Genomic DNA, 23,871 nt, shown 5'->3' on the forward strand with positions numbered 1-23,871 from the left:
TACTTATTCTTAGATATGGCTTTAAAAGCAGTAATTTTTGATATGGACGGGGTTCTTGTGGACTCAGAAGGATTCTGGGCAAAAGCAGAACGGGAAGTATTTTCATCATATGGAGTTCAGATCACGGATGATTTGGCTGCACAGACGAAATATATGACTACGAAAGAGGTAACCGACTTCTGGTATGGACGATTCCCTTGGGAAAACCTTGATGTGCCTACTTTGGAACGGGAAGTAGTCTCCAGAGTTATTGAACTGATCCAGTCTGAGAACTGTACCATGTCCGGAATTCAGGAATTTATTAAAGATCTTAAAAGCAAAGAATATAAAATAGGGTTGGCTACGAACGCTCCTTTACGCGTTGCAGATGCTGTTCTTGAAAAACTTAAGATTCGGGATTATTTTGATGCCGTTCACTCCTCTGAATTTGAAGAGCAGGGAAAACCGCATCCTGCCGTATATCTTAGTTCTGCCCAGCAATTGGGAATCTCACCTGAATATTGTATTGCCATTGAAGACAGCCATTCCGGATTGAAAGCAGCTAAAGCAGCAGGGATGAAAACCGTTGTTTTTACGAATAATGACGAAAGCATAAACTTTGAGCATGCAGATTTTAAAATCCTAAACTTTGAATCCGTTCAGCTGCCTGTCTTCTAAATGTACAGAATATTTACTTCTATCCTCCATCTTCTGACTTTCATCTTATTTAGAGTCAGTATTTTGTAAGGATTTCCATCAGTATTAAAATGGAGATTAATTTTTTGGAAGACTGATAATCCGGATTGAGCTGTTCACGGATTTCCCCCAGAGCCTTACTCAGTTTATTGCTTACAGTTTTGTTGCTTATTCCCAACGCTTCTGCTGTTTCCTGAACAGACATATTTCTTCGGATCCTCATATCATATACCTGCTGTTCAGTGGTGGGAAGCTGAGAAACAACTTCATCAATCATGGATAATAAAGTACTGATCTCATTTTCTTCCAGAATTTCAAAATACTCTGTGTCTGATGCATCTATTTCTGCAGGGATATCAAATTCATCAATACTCAATGTTGGAGGTATTTTTTTAAAGCTATTGTAGTAATCCAGAATCCGGTAATGCAGATGGCGAAGCAGATAGCCTTTTGCACTTCCTGACTCATCCGTTTGTATCATTTCTGTATGTTCAAGGATCTTTATCCATAAATTCTGAAGCAGTTCTTCGGAAACTTCCTTATCCTTTGTCCGCACGAAAACGAAACGGTACAGACTATCCCAGTACCGGTCATACATCAGCATAAATGCAGGTCTGTCACCTGATTTTATTTTCTTTAATAAAGTAGAATCTGTTAGGCTCATATTGCTGCAACAAAATTACCTAAAGGAAAATTAACTTTTTGTGAACTTTAATTATGGTAAGGTTAAATATTTCTGATGAATATCCCTTAATTGTGAATTTAATGTTTAATAAATGTAAAATAGATTGAAAAATCTCAAGATGGTGATATTAGTATGAACTGAATGTTAAAAATGTGTTGGGGAAGTTTCTCATTTTCATAGTCTTATTGATAGAAGTATCGGTGAATACTATAAAATATTTTATGAAACGTTTTAATTATAAAAATATCGAGGCCTTTGTTTTCAGACTCTGGACACGTGAAGTTTCAGAGGAAAAAATCTCTGAAAAAGAAAAGGAAATTTTAAAGAAATGGAAGTCTCATGCAGAAAAAGACCTGGATGAAGCCCATCTGCAGGAATCTAAAAAAAGAGTGCTGGCTGGACTGGAACATTATTTTGTTCCTTATGAAAAAATAGGATACAGAAACCGTTTTCAGAAGAATGTGTACAAAATTGCAGCGGTCATTATTCTGCTTTTAACATTGGGCGGAGTCTTTACGTATCATACATTCATTAAGCCGGATGTTTATTTTGCCATATCAGAAAACAGGATTGTGCATCTTAAAGACGGATCTGTGGTAACCTTATTACCCGGAGCAGAACTTACGGTGGAGAAATCATTTCCAGCTTCTACAAGAATGGTGGATTTGAAAGGAGATGCAATTTTCTCCGTAGCGAAATCAAAAACTCATCCTTTCATTGTTCATGCTGAGGGTTTCAGTACAAAAGTATTGGGAACGGTATTCAAAGTTTCTCAGTCCGGGAAGAAAAAAGCAGTAGATCTTTATGAAGGAAAAGTGGCAGTATCTTCAGCAGGAGTACCTGTTTCTTATCTGAAACCCAATCAGAAATGGACCAATCTGGGGGTTGCCCGTACAACAGCTATTATTTCATTCGCTCCCGATGGAGTTTCAGGAAAGCCGCATCCTAAATTATTGTCTTTAAGTTTTAACGATGTTTCTCTAAAAGAAGTGATTACAGTGCTGGAAGGCAATTATGGTACAAAGATTCATTATCCTAAAGAAGCCGAAGACAAAAAGATTACAGCAGATTTTACAGGAGGAACTGTGAGCGAAAATATAGAAGCACTGGCCTTTATTCTGGGGTTTGAAGTTCAGAAAAAAGATAATGCCTACATCCTGAAACAATAATGATCAAAAAACAAATAATCAGATAATCTTAATTAAAAGAGAACACTTACGTATGAAAAGTTTGAAATGTGGTTTTACCATAGCAGCCTTATTTTTTACTGTTGCAGCAGAAGCACAGGAATTGGTTCAGAAAGTGTCATTTTCTGTTCCAGCAAGCAGGCCATTAATTGAAGTTCTGGAAGAGTTTGCCGGAAAAACAGGAATGAGGCTGGCCTATTCAAAATTTGATATCAAAGAGCTGAAGGTAAAAGGAGCAAAATGTGAAAATTCTACGATCAATAGCTGCCTGAAAGATATTACCAATGGACTTCCTGTAGTGTACCGGTTACATGGAGATCTTATTTCAATAAAATATGAAGGCTCTACTACTTCTATACCGGGAAACGGGCGTATATCAGGGAAAATAGTAGATGAAGTGGGAAATCCTGTTGCGGGAGCAGACGTGATTATTACAGGGAAAACAACGGTAACGGATAATAATGGAGATTTCTCTATGGATTTACCTTCCGGGCTTTATAATATGATGGTAAAAGCACCTAAATACAATACGCTTCGGGTAGAAAAATTATCGGTCATCAACAAAGAGACCAATACGGTTTCATTTGCGTTGAACAGAGCTTCGGATAAAATTACTGATATCAAAGAAGTAGTGGTTACAGCAACCCGTAAAGCAGATACCCAAGCAGGATTATTGGCTCAGCAGAAAAAAGCAGCCCAGATGAGTGATGGAATTTCTGCCGAACAGATTTCTAAAACCCCTGATAATGATGTGGGGGGAACTCTGAAAAGAGTAACAGGAATTACAACTATAGATAATAAATATGTAGTTGTAAGATCTATGGGAGAAAGATGGAATACTGCAGCGATGGATGGGATCAACCTGCCGAGTACCGAAGCCTACAATCAGAACTTCTCTTTCGATATTATTCCTACATCAATGGTGGAAAGTGTTGTTGTAAGTAAAACTGCAACGCCGGATATGAATGCCAGTTTTGCAGGAGGTTTTGTAGAAGTTAGAACCAAAGATATTCCCAATGAAAACTTTACCACCGTAAGCATGGGAACTTCTTATAATGATCAGTCTGCTTTTAAAGAATTCCTGACCCGTAAGCGTGGAAAATATGATTATTTCGGGTACGATGACGGAACAAGAGATTTTCCACAGGGTCTTCAGGCTATAAACTGGAATAATCCTATGTTCTTTGAAGAATCCAGTCAGTTTAAGAATGATAATTTCACAACGTATAAGACAAGAGGAGATATGGGGTCCAATTTGCAATTGGCATTGGGAAGAACGTATGCCCTTAAAAATAATAACAAATGGGGTTTTGCCGGAGCATTTATTATCAGGAATGAACAGAATAAACTGGATATAGATCATACCGGAAGAGGAAACTGGCTGGATACTACCGGGACAGCTTTTGATGCCAACGGGAAAATGCCTTTTTATAATTTTAAGAATTCGGGAGCATCCTATAATTATAATTCTACGGTAGCAGGAATGTTGAATGTTGGGTTGCAGTTAGGAAAGAGTAGGTTTTCATTCCGTAATTCATATACCCACATATATGATAATACACTCACAAGAATTACAGGCTGGGATGAATATACCAACGGAAGTGGTTCACCTGCCGCTGCAGAAGCTTCATCCAATTATTTTTATCACGGAATAATTCCCAACAATGATCCTTCACAAATTGCATCTTTAGACAAACCTTTTACAAATAATACTGTTTATCCTGTTTATCAGATGTTTTTACAGAATAAGCTGGAAGGTAATCATAAGTTCGGAAATATGGAAGTTAACTGGTTTGCTGCCAGAACGGGAGTTTCATCAGACACTAAGGATTATACCCAATACAATACTTTATATAAATTTATAGGACATGAGATCCTGAATTATCATGTAGCTAATAATTCTTCAAGTGATTTTGCGAGGGGATATATTGCCAGCAAAGAAACAGATTATAATTATGGAGCTTCTTTTAAATGGAGTATGGACAGAGGAAGCTTTAAAAATGATATAAAAGTAGGATATGCCGGAGCTTCAAAAACCAATACCAATCAACAGCAGAAATTTTTATTGAGAGTAGATGGAAACAGAAACGTTCCGAATCCGAAAATTTTAGAAATGTACGGATCTCTTGCCGATTGGTTTGATGGTTCTCATTATGCACCTGGAGGTATTGGATGGGAGACCAGACCGTTGTATGTAGATGGTAAATATGAAGGTGAAGTTGAGCAGCATGCGATGTATGTGATGTTTGATAACCGCTGGAAAAATAAATTCAGGTTAGTCTGGGGATTACGTGCAGAATATTTTCAATATGACCTAGTTTCTCAGCAAATGGAATCTAAAGACTCCAATAATTTTCCTAAAACGGGTATAGATGATAAGCCATGGCAATGGATGCCTTCTGCTAATTTTACTTATAGTCCCACCAGTAAAATAAATCTGAGATTAGCCTATAGTAAGACTGTAATTCGTCCCCAGTTTAATGAACGTACCGGATTACCTTATTTTGATCCGATTGCTAATGGGCAGATATTCAATACTCATATGGTATCGTCTACAGTTAATAATTACGATTTTAAATTTGAGTGGTTTCCGGGATTAGGGGAAATATTTTCAGCAGGGCTGTATTACAAAGATATTGATAGACCTATTGAAAGAGAAGGATACATTACCGGCGAAGGAAATTTACAGCTCTACAACGGAAATTCTAAAAATGCAAAATTGAAAGGATTTGAAGCAGAAGTTAGGAAAAATCTGGGCTTCATTGCAGCCAATCCTTTCCTGGAAAAGCTCTTCATCAATGGAAATTTTACCTATAATATTACGAAAGTGATTGCCTTTAAAGATAAGGCAAAAACAACAGATCAAGATGCCACCTATGAAGTAGACAGACCTCTTTACGGGCAAACTCCTTACGCTTATAATGTAGGATTAATGTATGATGGAGAAAGATTAGGATTCAGCTTTTTATATAATGCTAAAGGTGATCAGTATATTACTGTAGGATATGCTTATAACGGAGAAGAAATCCAACGTCCCTATGCTGTAGCTGATGCACAGATCTCATATAAATTCTTAAAAAACAGGAATTTGGAACTTAAGCTGAATGTAAGGAATATGTTCAACAGGGTAAAGGAATATTATAACAACTTCAACTCTTATCTAGGATATACTGATAATATAGGGAATAAAACTGCCAGAGAATTGCAGGAACTTGTACCTGGTGCTACCACTAAATATGATAAAGATATTGATAAGATTGTATTTCGTGCTTACAGTGGAAGAATATTCGGGTTAAGTGTCAACTATACATTCTAGGATATTATTCAATATTAATCAATCAAACAATGAAAAAAGAGCTCTCAATATAGAAGCGTACAGGTTTCGGAAACCTGAAAAAAGCTTCGGAATAATACTGATGATGCGCACAGCAGTACCGGATCAATCAAAAACCGAACGCTATGGCCTTTTCCCGGAAAATAGCGGCTCAACAGGGAACTCAGACAGCTCAGCTCCTCCTGATCTGTAGGATGAAAACAATAACCAAATCGCAGGAATATAGAGGCGGATATTTCTGAATATTAAAAAACTTCCGGTCATAAAATAAATAACCGGATCTATCAAAAATTATAACAATGAAAAGATTAACTCTAATTGCAGCTGCTGCATTATCTCTTACAGCTTGCCAGAACGATCACTTAGCAGATTCTTCAACTCCTTTTGAAATGAAATCTACTTCAGCTGAATATCTTACAGCTTCTGCACTTCCTGTTACTAAAGTGAGTGGACCTATTACTTCCAATACAACGTGGAGTGGAGTCATTGAAATTGATGGTACGGTAGCCGTTAAAGACGGAGCAACCCTTACTATCCAGCCTGGAACATTCATCAAAGCAAAACCTAATGCAATAGGAGAAGGTTCAGGGATCCTTGTTATTACGAAAACAGGAAAAATCAATGCTACAGGAACTGAATCTCAGCCTATCGTTTTTACAAGTTACAGACTTTTAGACGGAGATGAAGATACTACAGCTACTGCGGGAGATTTCGGAGGGGTGATTCTTTTGGGAGATGCTCCTACCAACGTACCTTTTACAACAACTGTAGAAGGTCTTCCTACTAATAATCCTGAATTTTATTTTGGTGGAACAATTTCCGGACATAATGCAGGGATCATGAAATATGTTCGTATTGAATTTGCAGGTTATGATTTCGTAGGAGCTAATTCCGGAAACGAAGTTAATGCTTTGACTTTAGCTGGCGTGGGAAGTGGAACTACTTTAGATCATATCCAGGTATCTTACGGACAGGATGATTCTTTTGAATTTTTCGGAGGAACAGTAAATGCTTCCAACCTGATTTCTTTTGCTGCAGAAGATGATAATTTCGACTTTGACAACGGATATACAGGAACTATTACATGTGCTCTTTCTTTAGCTGATTACAATTCATCGCACACGGTAAGCGGAGGAAGCCCTGACTCTAACGGTATTGAGCTTGATAACAATGCTACAGGTACATCTACTGCATTAATCACAAACCCTGTTATCAATAACCTTACTATTATTGGAGCTAAATTCGGAGCTGCAGGACAAGGAGCTGCTTACGAAAACGGTATCCATATCAGAAGACATGGTAAATTAACTTTAAACAATGCTGTAGTAACAGGATATCCTGTAGGAATTAAAGTAGAAAATACTGGATCTGAGCTTTCTTCAGTTTCAAACTTAGCTTCAATTCAGGTACACGGATTTACAACTTCTGTTACAGGAAATGGTACGGCAGGAATCCCAACTGCTAACCTTCTTACAGGAAGTACAGCTGCATTATGGGGAATGAACCAGCCATTCTTTAACGAAGGAAGCTGGAATGTATCTCCAAGAAACTGTGGTGGATTCCAGGGAGCTTGGACAAAATACAATTTTGCAATTGTAAACTAAAAAACTATAAAAGCAGGGAACGGCTTATACCCATTCCTTGCTTTTTTTCTTAAAAATCTTAATAATCAGTATCATGAAAAAAATAATTTTATCATCTGTTTTGTTTTTATCTCAGCTGGCCACAGCACAAACTCTGGTATGGGGAAATACTTTTGACACTCCTGCCGATCTTCAGGGATGGACATTCCATGATCTGAATGGCAACAATAACGGGTGGCTTCAAGGAGCCAATATTTATCACAATGGTACCTCTTTAACCTATGGAAGTGCCGGTGTTCTTAGACACTCTACAAACCTGGTTCCCACTGGAAGCGCAGCAGGGTTTGGGACTGAAGATGACTGGATTATTTCTCCACAGATTGACCTTACAAGTGCATCTGGAACAATCACTCTTACTTCTTCTATTGGAAGACAGAGAGCTTCCCATCTTATTGTGGGTAGGGATCTTTATATCTATGTAAGTACACCTCAAAAAGAAGTTCCTGTTTTAGCAGATTTTAAGGCCCTGGCAGTAGATGGAGCAGGAAATTATCTGCAAAGTCCATATAAAATACAGGTGGGTTCATCAACTAATCCTTTTCCGGCAGACCTCACTCAGTTTGTAGAAAATCTTGTTGATCTTTCAGCTTTTGCAGGAAAGAAAATTTATATAGGAATGTGGGCCAACAGAAATGCTAGCGGGAATAATATCATGAATATCAATATTGATGAAATGGCTATTTATGCTGCATCAAATACCTTGAGCACAAAGGATGTAAAAAAGAAAGAAAATCTGACAAAAATCGCAGAAAATCCTGTAAAAGAATACTTACAGTTACAACTTAACCCCGCATTAAAAGAAAATAAAACAACCGTTCATCTTTATAATGCAGCAGGGCAGAAAGTTCTTACCACTCAGTATTCAAAATTAATTAATATCGCAGGTTTATCAGAAGGAGTATATATTGCAGAAATAACTGATGGAAAAATCACGGAACGTTTGAATTTTATTAAAAAATAAACATTCTGCTTTTTTTAACTGACCATGAAACAAAACATGAAATTTTAATATACAATAATGGATGGCTGTTTTGAAAAAAGAGGCTATCCAGAACATATCCAACTAGTTTTTTTATAATTGTGTGTTGCCCTGCACAATAAGCAGGGCAATATTTTTTAAGTTCAAAATACTATAAAAGATGAATAAGATCTTTGCACTACTATTATGTATCCTATTGTTTTCCTGTACAGACAATACTGTAATGGAGAGATATGATGTAGCACAAAAACCAGGAGAAGTAACTGTAAAAGGATTCTCCAAACCTGATGTACTTCAGCTGAGGTTTAACGGAGAACCTGTATCTATTGACGGGGAAATCTCCTATACCAATAAAATAGAAACCACGCTTCAGTTTGTAATGGATCAGGGAGAAACCAACAAGCTGGCAATATATAATAATGAGACAGGGAAGGAAGTTGTACAATATAATATTACCTATGATAATATAGAGGAATATAAAAAATTATACTTCTTCAATCTTCCGGGAATCTTCCTGCAGGCTGAGGTGATAAAACCACAGGTTAATTTTGGGAAAGTAGGTTTTGAATTTATTTTCCCGAATCTGGGTGAATTTTCAGGATCATCCCTTAAAAATGTAAAAGGCGTTTTAAAAAGAGAAAACGGAACTGTACTGGCAGAATTTGATAATATCGGAAAAGATAGTTTCACTCCAGTAAAAATCTATAGTTCTTTCAGCTCAACGGCTCCGGTGTATCTTGAATTGTACAAGCCGGGAACTACAGAACCTTATGCAGGATCTGCAATGATTAAGGTGAAAATAAAACAGGATATGGGGGCTAATATGATTGTACTCCAGGAAAAATTAGAAAATGGAGTATGGGTAGTAAAAGGAGATGTAGATGTGGCAGAATATTTATAATCAGGGATGAGAAAATTTTTAAAACTTCAGTTCATAGCGATTATAATCATCCTTATTTCCTGCACGGAAAATGATGAAAATGCACCTGTCTTTCCTGAAGGAAGTACAGAATCTGTTAATCTTTGGGTGCAAGATAGTCTGAAGCGATATTATTACTGGGCAGATCAGATGCCCGCTAAACCGGATTATCACCTACCTGTAAAAGATTTTTTTAAAAGTCTGCTGGCTCCTCAGGATCGCTTCTCTTTTATTGTCAATACTGAGGAACCTTCCAGTTATCCACGTTCGATCCGGAATATGTATGGCTTTGATTATACCGTTATTCAACAGGCAAATGGAGATGTAGTAACAGTAATTAAATTAGTTCTTAATGACTCTCCGGCGTCTAATGCAGGGCTTGAACGTGGAATGATCATTACCAGAATTAACGGGAAAACAGTGACGGCAAGCAATGCTGAGTCTATCACTTCAACCATGAAAGATCTTACCGTTCTGGATCTCACCGTAGGAAATTGGAAGAATGATACTGTTGCTGATGAAAAGGAGGTTAAGGTATATTATGGATTATCTTTTGAACAACCGCTATTGTCTAAAATATTTGAAAAAAACGGCAAAAAGGCAGGCTATCTGTATGTCTATGATTTCCCGGATGGGATGACGCAGAAACTCAGCCAAACTTTTGCAGAATTTAAAGCTGCCGGAGTACAGGAATTGATTCTTGATCTTCGGTACAATTATGGCGGATCAGTATCTGCAGCCGCTGCTCTTTGTTCTCTGATTCCTTCCGGAATAACATCTGCTTCTCCATTCATTATTTTTAAAGGAAATAAAAATGGCGGCGAAGTAAAAAGAACATTCTCTCAACAAATTGCCTATGACCCGAAAGCCCTTGATTTTAATACGTTACGCACAAATGCTTTAGGCTTGAATAAAGTTTATATTCTGACTTCAAACAGTACGGCCTCTGCTGCTGAAATAGTTATCAATAATCTGAAGCCTTATATGCAGGTTACTCAGGTAGGAGAGGTAACACTAGGAAAAGATATGGCAGGCTTCACTGTAGAAGACAAACGTAAGCCTCAAAAAATCCGTTGGCAGATTCATCCGGTAATTTATAAAGTATTTAATGCCAATGGAGTGGGTGAGTACAGCAATGGGATTTCCCCACAGGTTCCAGTTAATGAGTATGCTGTACTGCCTTTATTATCTTTAGGGCATCCTGATGAAACTTTGATTTCTTCTGTTTTGAATGGAACTTATTTTAAATCTGGAAATCAAAAAGAATCTGCTGAAGGAGTGAAGATTTTATATCAGAGCGATGTTCCTCCTATAGCTGTTGGAAAGGATTTATAGAATATGCACTGACATTAAAAAAGAAAAATTAAAACCATGCAGGGAATAGAACCAAAACTCCACACCAGCCTAACCAGTCGTATAGAGTATTACCGTTTGCTGATAGAAGCAGCAGATGATTCTGAAATCCGTTCATCTGACGTCAATACACAGATTGCTGAGTTGAGTAATTTGTATGAAGAATACCTTATGAATAAAAAAAATCTTGAAGAGAGCATAAGGAAATACAGGGCATATCATAACGATCTAAGAAGAAAACTAACGGTGAGGCTCCGGGAAATTAAGAGAAAAACGAGAGAGAAATAATATGTTTTTAAAACTTAATCATGGGTATTAGATAACAGAATTGTCTTTTTGAACCAGAGAGGGTTCAATGATCTTCCATCTGATGTTTACATTGGCTTTATTTCCTTATTTTATTTCAAAATTCATACATTTATAACATCAAGTTGAAAGAAGATGCTTTTATGAATATTAATGAGACTGTACTTTCTGATTATTTAAATATATTTTGGCAGTTTTCCTGGCCACAATGGATGGTGTTCAGCCTGATTAGCAATGTTTTTTTGTATTTATTTTCCATTGGATTGTATCTTTTCATAGATAAAACCTGCCGTAAAAGCCCATTGCAGGAAAAAGATCATCCTGTTTCAGCATCAGATTTTTATCTTAGCCTTTTTACCGTTGTCTGTAATAGCATGGTCATGCTGATAGGTGTTTTTCTATGGAAGAAAGGCTGGATTGAACTGGGAAATACCCAATCGGGGATGAGAATCAGCCTGGAGGTTATAGTATTACTTCTTTTAATGGATCTCTTCATGTATTTCTTTCACTATGCCGCCCATTTACCTTTTGTCTATAAAATGATCCACGGAAAGCACCATGAGCATGTAAGTACCAATTATTTGAGCCTTTTTGTTCTTCATCCTTTTGAAACCATAGGGTTTGGATTGATGATGCTGATGTTATTACTATGTTATGATTTTTCGGTTATTTCCATTTCTATTTACCTGTTCATTAACCTTATTTGGGGAACCATTGGACATCTGAACCGTGAATTTTTTCCAGCCCGCTTTGACAAGTTCTTTGTAGGAACTACCAGATTCCATAACCAGCACCATGTGGATGAAACTAAAAACTTTGGATTTTATACCTCCATTTGGGATAGACTGTTTGGAACATATAGAAGATAATATGGGCCGGGAAAATATTTGAATAAAATTAGGAGTGATAAATTCTCTTGCAGATATTTGATAGCATTTTTAGCCACTACGAATGCCAAATAAAATAATCCAACATTTTAAAAACCTATGTGTCTATCTGGTAAAAAACTGAAACATATAGGAATTTTAATGATTATCCATTGCTGAGTGAAATGCCTTTGCGGTCTTTTACATTATAGATTACAAAAACTTTGAGATCTTTGTGTTGAGAATAACAGCTTCTATCTTCTGTTTCCCAGTACTAATTTTCATTCAGTTCCTTGGCTTCATCCCAGCATGCTGCACAAAGGATTTTATAATCACAATTGGTAAACCAGTTTTCCTGTTCCTGATCCGTTTCAACCTCTTCCTGAGCTTCTTCACACTTATTGCACCAGGCATCAGGACGGCCAAGATCACCTTCGTCATATTGATGAAAACCAACAGGAACCCGATCCAAAAGACTATGGGCAAGATGGGTACATAGCAAACCTATTTTCTGCTTCCCATGCAGGGAACATTCAGTATATTTTTTTGACATTTTTTAATAAAATTATGATGTAGATCTTAAGTGTATTCAAAGCAGATCACTGCTTTTTTGATTGAATCATCATGGAATAAATAGATCTGATCAGCAGCATTTTCTTGAAAATCATAGCCTTCAATACAGCCTATATAGTCTAATGATTTATCATTCAGAGTGGGTTTGTTTATAAGGTTATCACCACCAAAATCACTGTCTTCAAGGCTCTTTTTCTCAATATTAAGCTCTTCAAAGATACCATGTAATTTTTTCTCTGCTCTTTCAACCATATACTCCGAATCTTCATCTTTTTCAAGATCTTCAACGGTTAGCTGGCGAAGTCTTTCCAGTCTGCGGATGTCATCTACGGTTAGCCCAGGTCTGTAAGAGTATTTGTCATATAATTTACCATGTTTGTTGTAGTAAGCTTTTTTCAGCTGGTACATGGCTTCATTCATATTATATTCAATGTCCAGATCAGAGAACTCTTCACCATATTGTTCCGGAGTGATTTCTGTAGAGGTTTGAAAATAATTCCAGTCTGCATCGAATTTATATTTGCCATCAATAATATCAAAACCCAGCATATCTGCTTTCGTAAATTGAGTATGATATTCTTCACGCCCTTCTCCTACACAGCCATCATAAATTTCCTTTACAGAAACAATATGAAGCCATTCATTTTTAGAAGGGTCAAGCAGTTGAAGATTAAAAGAACAGATAGGCAGAAAATATTTTTTATGGTTTTCCAGGTCATCATAAAACACATCTTCATAAGCCGGAAAAAGTTTGATGAGTTCATTCATAGAGTTGAAATTAATTTTTTTAATAATTTAGTGTGTTACAAAGAGTATCTTTCAAAAATACGATTAATTACAAGGAATCTGGAGTATTAAAGCTTGATTTCACTCAAAACCTTGCTTAACAGATAATTAAACTGTTCAAGTTCAGCCGGACTAAGTATTGTTGTAGTTTGCTGGGTAATTTTTTTTCGGAATGTTTCAGAGTTTTCAACTACAAATTTTCCTTTTTCAGTGACGGAAAGTATGAATTTTCTACGGTCTGTCTCATCCTGCTCCTGAGTAATAAAATCATTGTTGATGAGAGGTTTCAGTTGCTTTGAAACTGCTGCCGGTGTGATTTTAAAAGCAGAAGATATCTCTTTTCCTGTTGATCCTTTTTTACGAAGAATAAATTCTATGATATTGTAATGAGAGGCTGTTATTCCGTTAATATCTCCTCTGTTCATATGAGCGAGAATAAGGCATTGGAAATCGGTAAAAGTATCAAAAAAATTTTTTTCAATTGGTTTCATGGAATAAATTAATTAACTTGGTTAACTATTAACAAAGTTAATAATTTAAAATGGAAAACATAGAAATTACCCATGCGAGACAGAATAATCTCAAGAATATTTCCATAAAAATACCCAAATATAAGATCGTTGTTTTTACGGGAGTATCAGGTTCCGGGAAATCTTCTCTGGTATTTGAGACCATAGGAGCCGAGGCACAGCGGCAGATTAATGAAACACAGAACAGTTTTATCAGAAACCGGTTACAGCATTACGGAATCCCGGATGTAGATAAAATTGAAAACCTGAATGTTCCTATTATCATCAATCAGAAGAGGTTGGGCGGAAATGCACGTTCCACAGTAGGAACCGCTGCAGATGTTTATGCTTCTCTGAGGCTTTTGTTTTCAAGAATGGGACATCCTTTTGTAGGGTATTCCAATGTATTTTCGTTCAATAATCCGCAGGGAATGTGTACTGAATGCGAGGGGTTGGGTTTTGTACAGACAGTGGATGTTAAAACCCTGATCGATCAGACAAAATCTTTAAATGAGGGAGCAATTCAGTTTCCAACCTTTCAGCCCGGTGGATGGCGTTTAACAAGGTACACCCAGTCTGGCTATTTTGATAATGATAAAAAGTTGAAAGATTTTACTTCCCAGGAACTAGACATCCTGTTATATGCACCTGAGCATAAACCCAAACATCCGGATGAAAATTGGGGAAAAACTGTAAAATATGAAGGAATTATTCCCCGGATTGAAAAAACATTTCTTAAAAAAGATTCCAAAGAAAATCTGACAAGAAAAGATGCTTTGCGTAATGTGGTGGTCACAAAGACCTGTCCATCCTGTCAGGGAAAACGGCTAAATGAAAGGATTTTAAGCTGTGAAATCAAAGGCAAAAATATTGCAGACTGTACAGCATTTTCCATTGATGAGCTATTGGAGTTTATCAACAGTCTGGAATCAGAAGCATATGAAGTAATTATTAAAGAACTTTCCGGAAAGCTGCAGAATATCATTGATATAGGTTTACAGTATCTTACACTGGGCCGAAGTACCAATACACTTTCAGGAGGAGAATCTCAACGAATAAAAATGGTGAAAAGTTTGGGAAATAGTCTCGTAGACTTACTCTATATCTTTGATGAACCAAGTATTGGTTTACACCCTAAGGATCTTGAGAATATTAATCACATTATACAACAGATCAAAGATAAAGGCAACTCTGTTTTGGTAGTGGAGCATGATCCGGATCTTATTAAAAGAGCAGATTGGATCATAGATATGGGCCCGGGTTCAGGAAAAAATGGGGGTGAAGTGATCTATGAAGGTGATTTCATCAATTTAAAAAAATCTAAAGGAAAAACAGGGGCCTATTTTAAGAAAAAGACTGCTATTAAAGGCTTGTGCCGAAAACCTAAAGGTTATCTTGAGATCAGAAATGCTAATCTCCATAACCTTAAAAATATAAGTGTCGATATCCCGGTAGGGGTTATGACTGTTGTTACCGGCGTAGCCGGTTCCGGAAAAAGTACTTTAATTAACCATGTTCTGCCTGCATTTTATCAGGATTTAACGGTGATAGACCAGTCTTTGTTTACAGCAAGTAGCCGCTCAAATCTTTTAACCTACTTAAACCTCTCTGATACTGTGCGAAAATTGTTTTCAGAATGTAATCATGTTTCGGAAAAACTTTTTAGCCGGAATAGTGAAGGAGCCTGTAAAAACTGTAAGGGATTGGGAGTGGAAAAGATAGATTTAGCTTTTATGGATGATATAGAACAGCCATGTGAAGTATGTAGTGGTTCCGGTTTTGATCCGAAAGTTTTTCAATATCAATATCATCATCAAAATATTGTAGAAGTGATGAATATGACGGTATTAGAGGCAAAGGATTTTTTTACCGATAAAAATATTGCCAAAAGCATTGATCTGCTGATAAAGCTGGGGCTGGATTATCTGACATTAGGGCAACGGCTGGATAGCTTTTCCGGAGGTGAAAGGCAGCGTTTGAAACTCACCAGAGAACTGAAGAATACGAACCAGATTATTGTGCTGGATGAGCCAAGTACAGGGCTCCATCCAAGCGATACTCAAAAGCTGCTGTCTTTTTTTAATGATCTTGTAGACCAGAATAATACATTAATTGTTATAGAACACAATCTGGACATCATTGCTCAGGCTGACTGGATTATTGATATCGGTCCAGGTGCCGGAAAATTTGGTGGGAAAGTTCTGTTTGAAGGAACGCCTGCAGATTTATTGGAAAATAACATATCCTATACTGCAGAATTTCTGAGAAAACATATTATTACGTAAACACAAATTGAAGCACAAATTTTCACTGGTGTTGAAGACAGCATTGTGCTGTTTGTGAAAATATGAGTTGAGAAGAATTCTAAAAAAATAAACCATTAAAATTTTGAAGAGGATAAGAAAAATTAAGAGTAAATCTTTCGGTTTTGGGTAAATTTCAACCTTCAAGCGAAACTTCTCTTAATTCTTCTTAAACCCTTATTAATCCTAATGATTTAGAGTAATTATCTAAACACACATTTAATTATAAATAACCATGAATGCTGACAATGGTAATATTGTGTTATTTATGAAAATATTAGTGTTTAAAAAATTATTTTTTTGCTTTTATAGCATTTTGAATTCTCTCTTCAAGAAGCCTCCAGTCATACATATGAAAAACTCTACCATTACTCATGGCTACAAAAACTCCTTTGGGGAATTTTGGACCTAAATTTACATTCGTTACTTCCGAACCATCACTTTCAAGGGTAGAAACCGGGATGGCAGCAATTCTTCCTTTTGCCGGGTTTTCTCTCAGATAGACATTGAAGGAATCATTCTGCTGATCGGAAACCAAAATATATCCTTTGCCTTTGGAAGTAGGATAGATGGATATACCTTCCACATCAGATGTAAAATCGCCTTGTCCAAAAACAACAAGCTCTTCATTTCCTTTTGCCGGGTCTGCATGATATTGGTGAACGCCAAATTGTTCATCAGAATAATAAATATATCCCAGTTCATCATCCACTGCGATACTTTCAATCTCCTTCAGACCGCTGTATTTTCCAAACTTACGGACAACATCTCCTGTGATATGTCCATTCTTTTCCGAAAGCTTATATTGCCATACATAACCGTCTTTTGGTCCTGATTTTCTTCCGACAATCACAAAAATATCTCCTGTTTTTGGATTTTTATACATGGAAATTCCCATTGGTCCACGTTCTGCTTCACCCTCGAAGACAGAAATTTCGCCAACTTCTTTCAATTCAGGAAGAGAATACAGCTTTACCTTATTGGTTTCACGTTCTGTAACCGCTGCGATATCTGTCTTTTTTCCATTTAAATCAAAACCATATTCAATATCCACATTATTGGGACGTTTCAATCCTGATACTTTATGGGTGATTTTACCATTAAGATCAAAGGCATACAGTCCGCCATCGGTATCTTTATCTGTTCCAATGATGATACTCTTTGATGCATCTTTAGGATTGATCCATATGGCCGGATCATCAGTATCATGCACCACAGTTTCTGTAATAACGGTTGGCTTTAATTTTTCTCCTGCTTGAGTCTGTCCTTTGCAACTCATTACAAAAGGAACAACAGCAAGTGCTGCGATATAATATGTTATCTTCTTCATGTTCTTAAAAATCGAATTTCACTCCTAAGGTAAATCGTGGTCTGTAATATTCTGCCTGTGCCGTTCTGCTTGGAATACCCTGGTAATATCTTAACGGCTGATTGGTGAGATTATTGGCTTCTGCAAAAACTCTTAGCTGGCTTGTAATTTTATAGGAAGCATTGGCATCCAGAAAAAACTGTTTATCATAATAACGGTCATCAAAAGGTTTTCCACCCAGTTCATCAATATAGTGAGAAGCGTAGTTCATAGAAACTCTGGCAGAAAAACGTTTGTTTTCCCATGAAAGTGATCCGTTGAACATATGGGGAGCGGCTCCCGGAAAACCTACATCTGTTCTTTCAGTACCTTCATCATTGGTGATTCCTTTGGCTTTGGAATGGGTATAAGTATAGTTGACATAGATTCCCATACCTTTCCAGAATGCTCCAGGGATGAAATCTAATTGTCTTTGTAAAGCGACTTCAAAACCATAGATATTTACATTATCTCCATTGCGCTGCTGGGTAAATTTCCAGTTGCTATCGCCTGCCGGAATAGGGTTGGATTGCCCTGAAAAGTCGCTGGCAAAGTCATTCGTTGTATAATTTCTTCGGGAAAAAGTATAAATAAAGTCTTTCAGGCTTTTGTAAAAAATCCCTCCGGACAGAATTCCCACAGACTTAAAGTACTTTTCTGCCATGAAATCGAAATTGTAAGCGTAGGTTGCTTTCAGGTTAGGATTTCCTGCTGAAATAATTTCGTCTTCTGAAATAACGTTAAGATAAGGTACCAACGAGTAATAATTGGGGCGTGCAAGGGCAGTGGTAAATGCTGCACGAAGGACAAGATCCTGAACCGGAACATACTTGAAGGATAAGTTCGGAAGTACGTTTGTATAGGTATTGGTATTGTTGATTTTTCCAACCAGATCACTTTCGTTCATGACATAATTTCCGGTATAATCAATCTTGGTAGTTTCCACACGTGCTCCTACGATCATGGAAAGTTTATCATTGAAATCCTGGTCCCAACGGATATATCCGGCATAAATCTGCTCTTTTGCATTATAGTTGTTGGAAAGGAATTTCGAAGGTTTCGATTTCCCATTGAATAAGGCAGGGTTAAACAAATCTAATCCACCTAAATAGGCGGGATCAACAAATGTTCCCGGAATATAATTTCCTGGCTGAAAGTTATGACCGTCAAGATATTGGGTGGGTACAGACAGAAGGCTTCCCATGCTGCTTGTAGGTGTGAATGCATAAAAGTCATTCTCTCTTTCTTTTTCTTTCAAACGGAGTCTTGCTCCGGTACGAAGTCTTCCTTTTTGGCCATCAATCACAGAAAATGGGAAACGTACATTCACTTTAGCTCCAAATTCCTTTTCCTGAGTGTAACTATTAGCATCAGAAAGGTCACTTAGTTTATAGCTCCCCAGATTATCCGCTGCAAGAAGATTGAACATAGGTGTTCTCGGATTGCTAAGGTCCGGTGAGAAGTTCATCTTACTGTTTTCGAATTCGATATATCGCTGATGAGGTTTATCTTCACTTGCGGTAGCGTAATTCATAGACCAGTCAAGATCTACCTTAGAGCCAAGCAAATGCTCTCCTCGTAAAGCATAGTTTTGAACTTTTTGCTTTTCAAGACGGGTATTGTCATTAGCGGCATCTCCACCTTTGTTTTGTCTGGTGATACTGCCTTTCCAGTCTATAATTTCAGATTCATCCGCATTGTAAACCGGTTTTATTTTATAACCGAGAGCAAATCTGTTTTCCTTGTCATTTCTGAAATTATACATGGCAGAAGCATAGATCTTATTTTTAGAATTGAACTCGTAATCCATATTCAAATCAAAACTATGTCTGATACGGTGCTCATTATAGTGGCGAACGCCCATTTTGCTTATATAAACCGTTTGAGCACGGTCATTGGCCTGGCTCCACACAGGTTCTATATTGTCTGAACCAAAATTATTGTTGTTATAGGAAAAACTGAATACGGCTCCCAGTTTTTTATTCAGAAAACGGTTTCCATAGACCAATCCTGCCGTATAATTTCCTTTTTCACGGATAGGGTTGTATCCTCCGGCTAAGGTAGCAGAAATCCTTTGTCCGTTAGGAGAAGCTCTGGTAATAAGGTTAACGGAACCACCAATGGCATCAGCATCCATATCAGGAGTAAGGGTTTTATTAACTTCAATCGTGGAAATCATATCAGAAGGAATAAGATCCATCTGAACATTACGGTTATCGCCTTCAGCAGAAGGAATTCTGTCGCCATTTAAGGTTACAGAGTTCAGATTGGGAGCCAGACCTCTGATGATGAGGTTTCTGGCTTCCCCCTGATCGTTCTGTATCGTAATTCCGGGAACACGTTTTAAAGCATCTCCAATATTGGCATCAGGAAAACGTCCGATTTGGTCAGCAGAGATAACATTGGTAATGTTGGAATTGTTCTTTTGCTTGTTCAAAGCTCTTGCCTGGTTTTTCAATGTAGCTCCGGAAACCACTATTTCGGCAATGCTTGTTTCTTTTTTATCGAAAACAATGTTTTGCTTCGTATTTTTTTCAGATTCTACAATCACATTATACTGATGGGCTCCATATCCCAGATAATCTACCTTCATGGTGTAATTTCCTGGAGGAACATTTAGAAACACAAAATTTCCATGTTCATCGGATGTTGTATAGATATTGCCTGGATGTAAGGAAATTTTGGCTCCTGGTAGGGCAATTTTAGAGTCGTCATTGATGTTTCCGGAAAGAGTTCCGGTTTGTGCATAGAAAAATAGAGAAGCACAAAACAAAACAGATGTAAAAATTTTCTTCACTTTCTTTTATTTAGATAAAAATCACAACAAAATTAAACGTCTGTTTGGGGAATGCTTTGAAGTTAAAATTAACGTTGTTTTAAGATTTGTTCATACTGAAGCCGAAGTGCAGGACTTTATTAAACTTCGGACCCAAGATTTTTTGCAGAAAAGTCTCCTTCCAATAACAGAGTTAATTCATCACACCGTATAATCTTGCCTTTCTGAATCGTAAACTCAGCCAATACTTTATGCAGTACAATGCTTCCATTTTTCAATACTGATTTTGCTACATGATGGGTAAAAATGATATTCCCATTTTCAGCATAATTAATGAAGTCAATTTTTTGTTCAGCTACTTTTTCTTTCAGCTTCTGAATATGCAGAATGAACTCTTCATAATTAAGTTGGGTATGATCTACAAACTGAATGTAATCTTTCGAGAAATATTTTTCAATTAATGATAAATCAAATACAGGATTTTCTAAGATACTGATGAAAACCTGTTGGATAATCTGTTTCATAAGGTATTGTTATGACACAAAGTTATATCCAAAGTTGATGAGCAAACGATAACATTTGTAAACGGTTTATTGAGAAAATAATTATAAAGCTTCTTGGTGTAAGCCACGGATGTACGAATCAAAAATTTATTCGTACATCCGTGGCTTGTGAATTATTTAGTTTCTATAGAAGGAACATTCGTAATAACCTGCCATTTTCCATTTTCTTTTACACAGGTAATGAGAGATGAAAACCGTAAGGCTGAACTTTCAAGAGAAACCTGGGCATACGCAATATTGTTTTTCTGTTCCAGAGAATGAAAGGTAATGTGACGGGGCTTTCCACCAAATATTTTATTACGTACGAAGCTTATGTATTCCTGCTTAGGGATGATGAAAATTCCCGGTTTATCAAAAAATCCATCCTGAATATTCTGATAATTTTCATGAAGAATTTCTTCTAAAAATGCTGGGTCATTATTGTCACCACCTTTAATAAATTGTTCGATGGTCTGTTTGATATGTTCCATAGTTAATTGAGTTGTTTTAAAATTTTGGATCGCTGTAAAGTGATCTTTTCTGTATTATTGATCTCATCTACCACAGTACCATTCAATGGGAAATAGCAGATATCAGTAATTCCTATATGATTTAATAGTAAGGTCAGATGGTTTTCCAAAGGATTTCGTGTTTCGGAAGTCATACCTCCCATTGAAGAAATGATATAGGACTTTTTGTTTTCAAGCAACCCTTTAAGAGATATATTTCCTGTAAACGTTTTCTTGGTTCTGATAACGCTGTCAAAGTATGCCTTCAATGAAGAAGGAATCCCATAATTGTACATGGGACAGGTAATTAGAATTTCGTTACATTGGTATAATTCATCAATCAGTTCGTCAGATAGATGAATACTTTCCGTGTCAGGATTTTCACTGAAGAAAGCATTTACGGTCTGTTGGGTAATGTGAGGGATAAGCTGTCTGGTAACATCTCTTTCCAGGATCATTCCGTGTGGGTTCTTTATTTTCCATTGCTGAATAAAATAATCCCCTAATGTTCTTGAATAAGATTGCTCTGTTCTTAAACTGCTGTCGATTCTTAGAAGTGTGTTCATTCTTTTTTCTTTAAAGACACACTGCCTTTCTGAAACGTGACAGATTATTGCAGTCTTTTTAGTTTTTCTGGGTCTACAATAGAATAAATTTCACGGATCATGCCCTCAGCATCAATATCCAGGATGTGACAGTTATAAATACGGCTGTCCTGCCAGAAACAGATTGCAGGCTGATGATTGATGATATGAAAAGTATGAGGCTTTTTACCTAAAAACTGCTGTTGTACATAAGCCAGAAGTTGTGCTGTAGCCGATTTTCCAACTTCCACTGCTTTGATAACACGTACACGTTTTCCACCGTCTGCGGACAGTTTGATCTCGTCAATAAGCAGCTTTTCAATATTGAGAACATCTCCTTCACTTAGAGCTATTTGATATTGCTGAAGAATATCAGTATGAGCAGAGATGTTTATGCTATCCGGTTTGTATTTTATATCCTGCAATTGCTTTCCAGCACGGCTTAAGAGCTTTCTAGAATTTTCCACTGAAATATCGAGGGTTTCTGCAATCTCCTGATGAGAATAATCAAAGGCTTCCTTTAAAATGTATACGGCACGTTCTCTTGCATTCAGTTTTTCTAAAAGAACAAGCAGGGTATAGCGGGCAGTTTGTTCTTTAATCAATTTATTTTCTGCATTTTCAAAAGAAAGAGGCTCGGGTAGCCACTCACCATAGACCATTTTTTTGCTGTGTCTGTTTTTAAAATTAATCGCATGATTAATGGTGCTTTTGATCAGAAAATTAGTCTCATTCCTGATCTCAGATTGATCCAAAGAAATATATTTTTCGATTACATCCTGTACCAAATCCTGAGAATCCTCATAGGAGCCGGTAATATTATAGGCATAGGTAAGCAGCCTGTTGTAATTTTCCTGCATGACATTTCTTTTTAAGACAAACTTAGTGAAGAAAACGTGACAGATAATTAAAAGATAAAAGATAAAAGATAAAAGATAAAAGATCTTCTCGTTAAACTTCAATAGTTACTTTGCTACATCATGATTAACAAAATATACATCATGATCTGTGAAAATCTGGTCATCTGTGGTTAAATAGAAGGGAAAGTTATTATTGTTAAATTTTTGATAATTGTGCTGGATTAATCTGAATAAGTTTCAATAAAAAAGGTTACAGTTTTCATTAAATCTTAATAACTCCCTTTTTAAGGATGATAAATTGCATGATATAATGACAGGAATAAAAATAGATTATTCTGAGTTCAGATTGTATTTCTATACAAAACCTTTGGCGTAATAAAGCTGTATAAGAAAAAACAATAAGGTAAAGAACCATACCACATAAGGATGATAACGGAAGTTTTCTTTCAGAATATGATGAAGGGCTTTGAATAGTTTAAACAACCCAATGATTCCTATGGCAAAAAACAGAAAGAAAATAATAAAAAAAATGTAATCTCTGGAACTATAGGCTCCGGAACTTGCAATTTTGTCAAGATGGTCAATATAGGATTGTACATCTATGGTCTGTCCAAGGAACATCACCGAAAAGATAAGGATAAAAAAAGGAGTAGAAGTATAAACAGTAGTATAGATAAAAGAAAAAAGTAAGGTACGGAAAGCCACAGTATTCACTTTTTCTTTTTTATACCATAACAATACAACACTGAATACTACTGCCGTAAAATTGTTTGTCAGGAAGATAAATAAGGCTTTTTCTACCATACTTAATCCCTTGATCTTCGATAGGAAATTATGTTGCCCGCCATAATCCATTAACAGTACAGATACAATAACAGAAGTATATACAGAGAGCTTAATAGGCGACAGATAATCATGAAATCGTTCGGTTTCTTCTTTCTCCATTTCATGAACAGACAAATCATAACAACGGCGGGGATCCTGAAACAATTTAAAAATAGTTACCGGGACCAGTAGAATTTCAATAATAATCTGAAGACATAGCTTCTCGAAACTGTCAATCAATTTTTCGAACATACACGAGGTATTAAGGGAACGGGTTCACTATGCAATTTAATCATTTTTAAATTGCAG

The 23,871-nt window shown here is 36.6% G+C and carries 21 protein-coding genes; 10 read left to right on the forward strand and 11 right to left on the reverse strand.

What is annotated here, in order from left to right:
* Positions 1 to 15 precede the first annotated feature (15 nt).
* Entirely contained in the window at positions 16 to 657 is a 642-nt protein-coding gene (hxpB, locus tag J2772_RS23295) for a hexitol phosphatase HxpB (protein ID WP_209921233.1), read from the forward strand.
* Between the two features lie 55 nt (positions 658 to 712).
* Here hxpB and J2772_RS23300 read toward each other — a convergent pair whose 3' ends face one another.
* The gene (locus tag J2772_RS23300; RefSeq protein WP_209921237.1) at positions 713 to 1,339 is read right to left on the reverse strand and encodes an RNA polymerase sigma factor; all 627 of its coding nucleotides are present in this window, start codon (positions 1,337 to 1,339) and stop codon (positions 713 to 715) included.
* A gap of 242 nt (positions 1,340 to 1,581) precedes the next feature.
* Here J2772_RS23300 and J2772_RS23305 point away from each other — a divergent pair, with 242 nt between their 5' ends.
* The 8 genes from J2772_RS23305 to J2772_RS23340 all read left to right on the forward strand — a co-directional run bounded on the left by J2772_RS23305 (position 1,582) and on the right by J2772_RS23340 (position 11,950).
* Positions 1,582 to 2,529 (forward strand): FecR family protein, encoded by a 948-nt coding sequence (locus J2772_RS23305; protein ID WP_245365315.1) that lies wholly within the window; start codon positions 1,582 to 1,584, stop codon positions 2,527 to 2,529.
* 52 nt (positions 2,530 to 2,581) lie between these two features.
* Positions 2,582 to 5,863: a TonB-dependent receptor gene (locus J2772_RS23310; protein WP_209921241.1), complete on the forward strand. Its 3,282-nt coding sequence runs from the start codon at positions 2,582 to 2,584 to the stop codon at positions 5,861 to 5,863.
* 317 nt (positions 5,864 to 6,180) lie between these two features.
* Positions 6,181 to 7,485: a hypothetical protein gene (locus J2772_RS23315; RefSeq protein WP_209921245.1), complete on the forward strand. Its 1,305-nt coding sequence runs from the start codon at positions 6,181 to 6,183 to the stop codon at positions 7,483 to 7,485.
* 73 nt (positions 7,486 to 7,558) lie between these two features.
* On the forward strand, positions 7,559 to 8,485 hold the full coding sequence (locus J2772_RS23320) for a T9SS-dependent choice-of-anchor J family protein (protein ID WP_209921247.1): 927 nt from the start codon (positions 7,559 to 7,561) through the stop codon (positions 8,483 to 8,485).
* Between the two features lie 178 nt (positions 8,486 to 8,663).
* Positions 8,664 to 9,404 (forward strand): hypothetical protein, encoded by a 741-nt coding sequence (locus tag J2772_RS23325; protein WP_245365316.1) that lies wholly within the window; start codon positions 8,664 to 8,666, stop codon positions 9,402 to 9,404.
* Between the two features lie 6 nt (positions 9,405 to 9,410).
* Positions 9,411 to 10,757 carry a S41 family peptidase gene (locus J2772_RS23330; RefSeq protein WP_209921250.1) on the forward strand — a complete coding sequence of 449 codons (1,347 nt, stop codon included), beginning with the start codon at positions 9,411 to 9,413 and terminating at the stop codon, positions 10,755 to 10,757.
* 36 nt (positions 10,758 to 10,793) lie between these two features.
* Positions 10,794 to 11,063 carry a hypothetical protein gene (locus J2772_RS23335; RefSeq protein WP_209921253.1) on the forward strand — a complete coding sequence of 90 codons (270 nt, stop codon included), beginning with the start codon at positions 10,794 to 10,796 and terminating at the stop codon, positions 11,061 to 11,063.
* A 161-nt stretch (positions 11,064 to 11,224) separates the two neighbouring features.
* On the forward strand, positions 11,225 to 11,950 hold the full coding sequence (locus J2772_RS23340; protein ID WP_209921255.1) for a sterol desaturase family protein: 726 nt from the start codon (positions 11,225 to 11,227) through the stop codon (positions 11,948 to 11,950).
* Between the two features lie 271 nt (positions 11,951 to 12,221).
* Here J2772_RS23340 and J2772_RS23345 read toward each other — a convergent pair whose 3' ends face one another.
* From J2772_RS23345 to J2772_RS23355, 3 genes are all read right to left on the reverse strand, one after another.
* On the reverse strand, positions 12,222 to 12,500 hold the full coding sequence (locus J2772_RS23345) for a hypothetical protein (RefSeq protein ID WP_209921258.1): 279 nt from the start codon (positions 12,498 to 12,500) through the stop codon (positions 12,222 to 12,224).
* Positions 12,501 to 12,526: 26 nt separating this feature from the next.
* A complete protein-coding gene (locus tag J2772_RS23350; protein ID WP_209921261.1) occupies positions 12,527 to 13,288 on the reverse strand; it encodes a hypothetical protein in 762 nt (253 codons plus the stop codon).
* An 86-nt stretch (positions 13,289 to 13,374) separates the two neighbouring features.
* Positions 13,375 to 13,797: a MarR family winged helix-turn-helix transcriptional regulator gene (locus J2772_RS23355; protein WP_209921263.1), complete on the reverse strand. Its 423-nt coding sequence runs from the start codon at positions 13,795 to 13,797 to the stop codon at positions 13,375 to 13,377.
* A 50-nt stretch (positions 13,798 to 13,847) separates the two neighbouring features.
* Between J2772_RS23355 and J2772_RS23360 the strand changes: the two genes are divergently transcribed.
* On the forward strand, positions 13,848 to 16,100 hold the full coding sequence (locus tag J2772_RS23360) for an ATP-binding cassette domain-containing protein (RefSeq protein ID WP_209921266.1): 2,253 nt from the start codon (positions 13,848 to 13,850) through the stop codon (positions 16,098 to 16,100).
* A gap of 310 nt (positions 16,101 to 16,410) precedes the next feature.
* On the opposite strand, the gene J2772_RS23365 is transcribed toward J2772_RS23360, so the two are convergent.
* The 7 genes from J2772_RS23365 to J2772_RS23395 all read right to left on the reverse strand — a co-directional run bounded on the left by J2772_RS23365 (position 16,411) and on the right by J2772_RS23395 (position 23,814).
* On the reverse strand, positions 16,411 to 17,448 hold the full coding sequence (locus J2772_RS23365) for a phytase (protein ID WP_209921268.1): 1,038 nt from the start codon (positions 17,446 to 17,448) through the stop codon (positions 16,411 to 16,413).
* Positions 17,449 to 17,452: 4 nt separating this feature from the next.
* Positions 17,453 to 20,263: a TonB-dependent receptor gene (locus J2772_RS23370; RefSeq protein WP_209921270.1), complete on the reverse strand. Its 2,811-nt coding sequence runs from the start codon at positions 20,261 to 20,263 to the stop codon at positions 17,453 to 17,455.
* A gap of 119 nt (positions 20,264 to 20,382) precedes the next feature.
* Positions 20,383 to 20,766: a hypothetical protein gene (locus J2772_RS23375; protein WP_209921271.1), complete on the reverse strand. Its 384-nt coding sequence runs from the start codon at positions 20,764 to 20,766 to the stop codon at positions 20,383 to 20,385.
* A 152-nt stretch (positions 20,767 to 20,918) separates the two neighbouring features.
* Complete coding sequence (locus J2772_RS23380) at positions 20,919 to 21,275, reverse strand: nuclear transport factor 2 family protein (protein ID WP_209921272.1); 357 nt, start codon at positions 21,273 to 21,275, stop codon at positions 20,919 to 20,921.
* A 2-nt stretch (positions 21,276 to 21,277) separates the two neighbouring features.
* Positions 21,278 to 21,859, reverse strand: coding sequence for an FMN-dependent NADH-azoreductase (locus tag J2772_RS23385; RefSeq protein WP_209921275.1), 582 nt, complete (start codon positions 21,857 to 21,859; stop codon positions 21,278 to 21,280).
* Positions 21,860 to 21,903: 44 nt separating this feature from the next.
* A complete protein-coding gene (locus J2772_RS23390) occupies positions 21,904 to 22,737 on the reverse strand; it encodes a sigma-70 family RNA polymerase sigma factor (RefSeq protein ID WP_209921278.1) in 834 nt (277 codons plus the stop codon).
* A 354-nt stretch (positions 22,738 to 23,091) separates the two neighbouring features.
* Entirely contained in the window at positions 23,092 to 23,814 is a 723-nt protein-coding gene (locus J2772_RS23395; RefSeq protein WP_209921280.1) for a hypothetical protein, read from the reverse strand.
* Positions 23,815 to 23,871: the final 57 nt, after the last annotated feature.

The organism is Chryseobacterium jejuense (assembly GCF_017877355.1).
Classification (GTDB): Bacteria; Bacteroidota; Bacteroidia; order Flavobacteriales; family Weeksellaceae; genus Chryseobacterium; species Chryseobacterium jejuense_A.

Bases quoted from the DNA above. Each gene is read 5' to 3' on its own strand.
- hxpB (WP_209921233.1), top strand. From the start codon at position 16: ATGGCTTTAAAAGCAGTAATTTTTGATATGGACGGGGTTCTTGTGGAC.
- J2772_RS23300 (WP_209921237.1), bottom strand. From the start codon at position 1,339: ATGAGCCTAACAGATTCTACTTTATTAAAGAAAATAAAATCAGGTGAC.
- J2772_RS23320 (WP_209921247.1), top strand. From the start codon at position 7,559: ATGAAAAAAATAATTTTATCATCTGTTTTGTTTTTATCTCAGCTGGCC.
- J2772_RS23395 (WP_209921280.1), bottom strand. From the start codon at position 23,814: ATGTTCGAAAAATTGATTGACAGTTTCGAGAAGCTATGTCTTCAGATT.
- J2772_RS23325 (WP_245365316.1), top strand. From the start codon at position 8,664: ATGAATAAGATCTTTGCACTACTATTATGTATCCTATTGTTTTCCTGT.
- J2772_RS23335 (WP_209921253.1), top strand. From the start codon at position 10,794: ATGCAGGGAATAGAACCAAAACTCCACACCAGCCTAACCAGTCGTATA.
- J2772_RS23315 (WP_209921245.1), top strand. From the start codon at position 6,181: ATGAAAAGATTAACTCTAATTGCAGCTGCTGCATTATCTCTTACAGCT.
- J2772_RS23360 (WP_209921266.1), top strand. From the start codon at position 13,848: ATGGAAAACATAGAAATTACCCATGCGAGACAGAATAATCTCAAGAAT.
- J2772_RS23375 (WP_209921271.1), bottom strand. From the start codon at position 20,766: ATGAAACAGATTATCCAACAGGTTTTCATCAGTATCTTAGAAAATCCT.
- J2772_RS23365 (WP_209921268.1), bottom strand. From the start codon at position 17,448: ATGAAGAAGATAACATATTATATCGCAGCACTTGCTGTTGTTCCTTTT.
- J2772_RS23340 (WP_209921255.1), top strand. From the start codon at position 11,225: ATGAATATTAATGAGACTGTACTTTCTGATTATTTAAATATATTTTGG.
- J2772_RS23385 (WP_209921275.1), bottom strand. From the start codon at position 21,859: ATGAACACACTTCTAAGAATCGACAGCAGTTTAAGAACAGAGCAATCT.
- J2772_RS23330 (WP_209921250.1), top strand. From the start codon at position 9,411: ATGAGAAAATTTTTAAAACTTCAGTTCATAGCGATTATAATCATCCTT.
- J2772_RS23310 (WP_209921241.1), top strand. From the start codon at position 2,582: ATGAAAAGTTTGAAATGTGGTTTTACCATAGCAGCCTTATTTTTTACT.
- J2772_RS23305 (WP_245365315.1), top strand. From the start codon at position 1,582: ATGAAACGTTTTAATTATAAAAATATCGAGGCCTTTGTTTTCAGACTC.
- J2772_RS23390 (WP_209921278.1), bottom strand. From the start codon at position 22,737: ATGCAGGAAAATTACAACAGGCTGCTTACCTATGCCTATAATATTACC.
- J2772_RS23380 (WP_209921272.1), bottom strand. From the start codon at position 21,275: ATGGAACATATCAAACAGACCATCGAACAATTTATTAAAGGTGGTGAC.
- J2772_RS23355 (WP_209921263.1), bottom strand. From the start codon at position 13,797: ATGAAACCAATTGAAAAAAATTTTTTTGATACTTTTACCGATTTCCAA.
- J2772_RS23350 (WP_209921261.1), bottom strand. From the start codon at position 13,288: ATGAATGAACTCATCAAACTTTTTCCGGCTTATGAAGATGTGTTTTAT.
- J2772_RS23345 (WP_209921258.1), bottom strand. From the start codon at position 12,500: ATGTCAAAAAAATATACTGAATGTTCCCTGCATGGGAAGCAGAAAATA.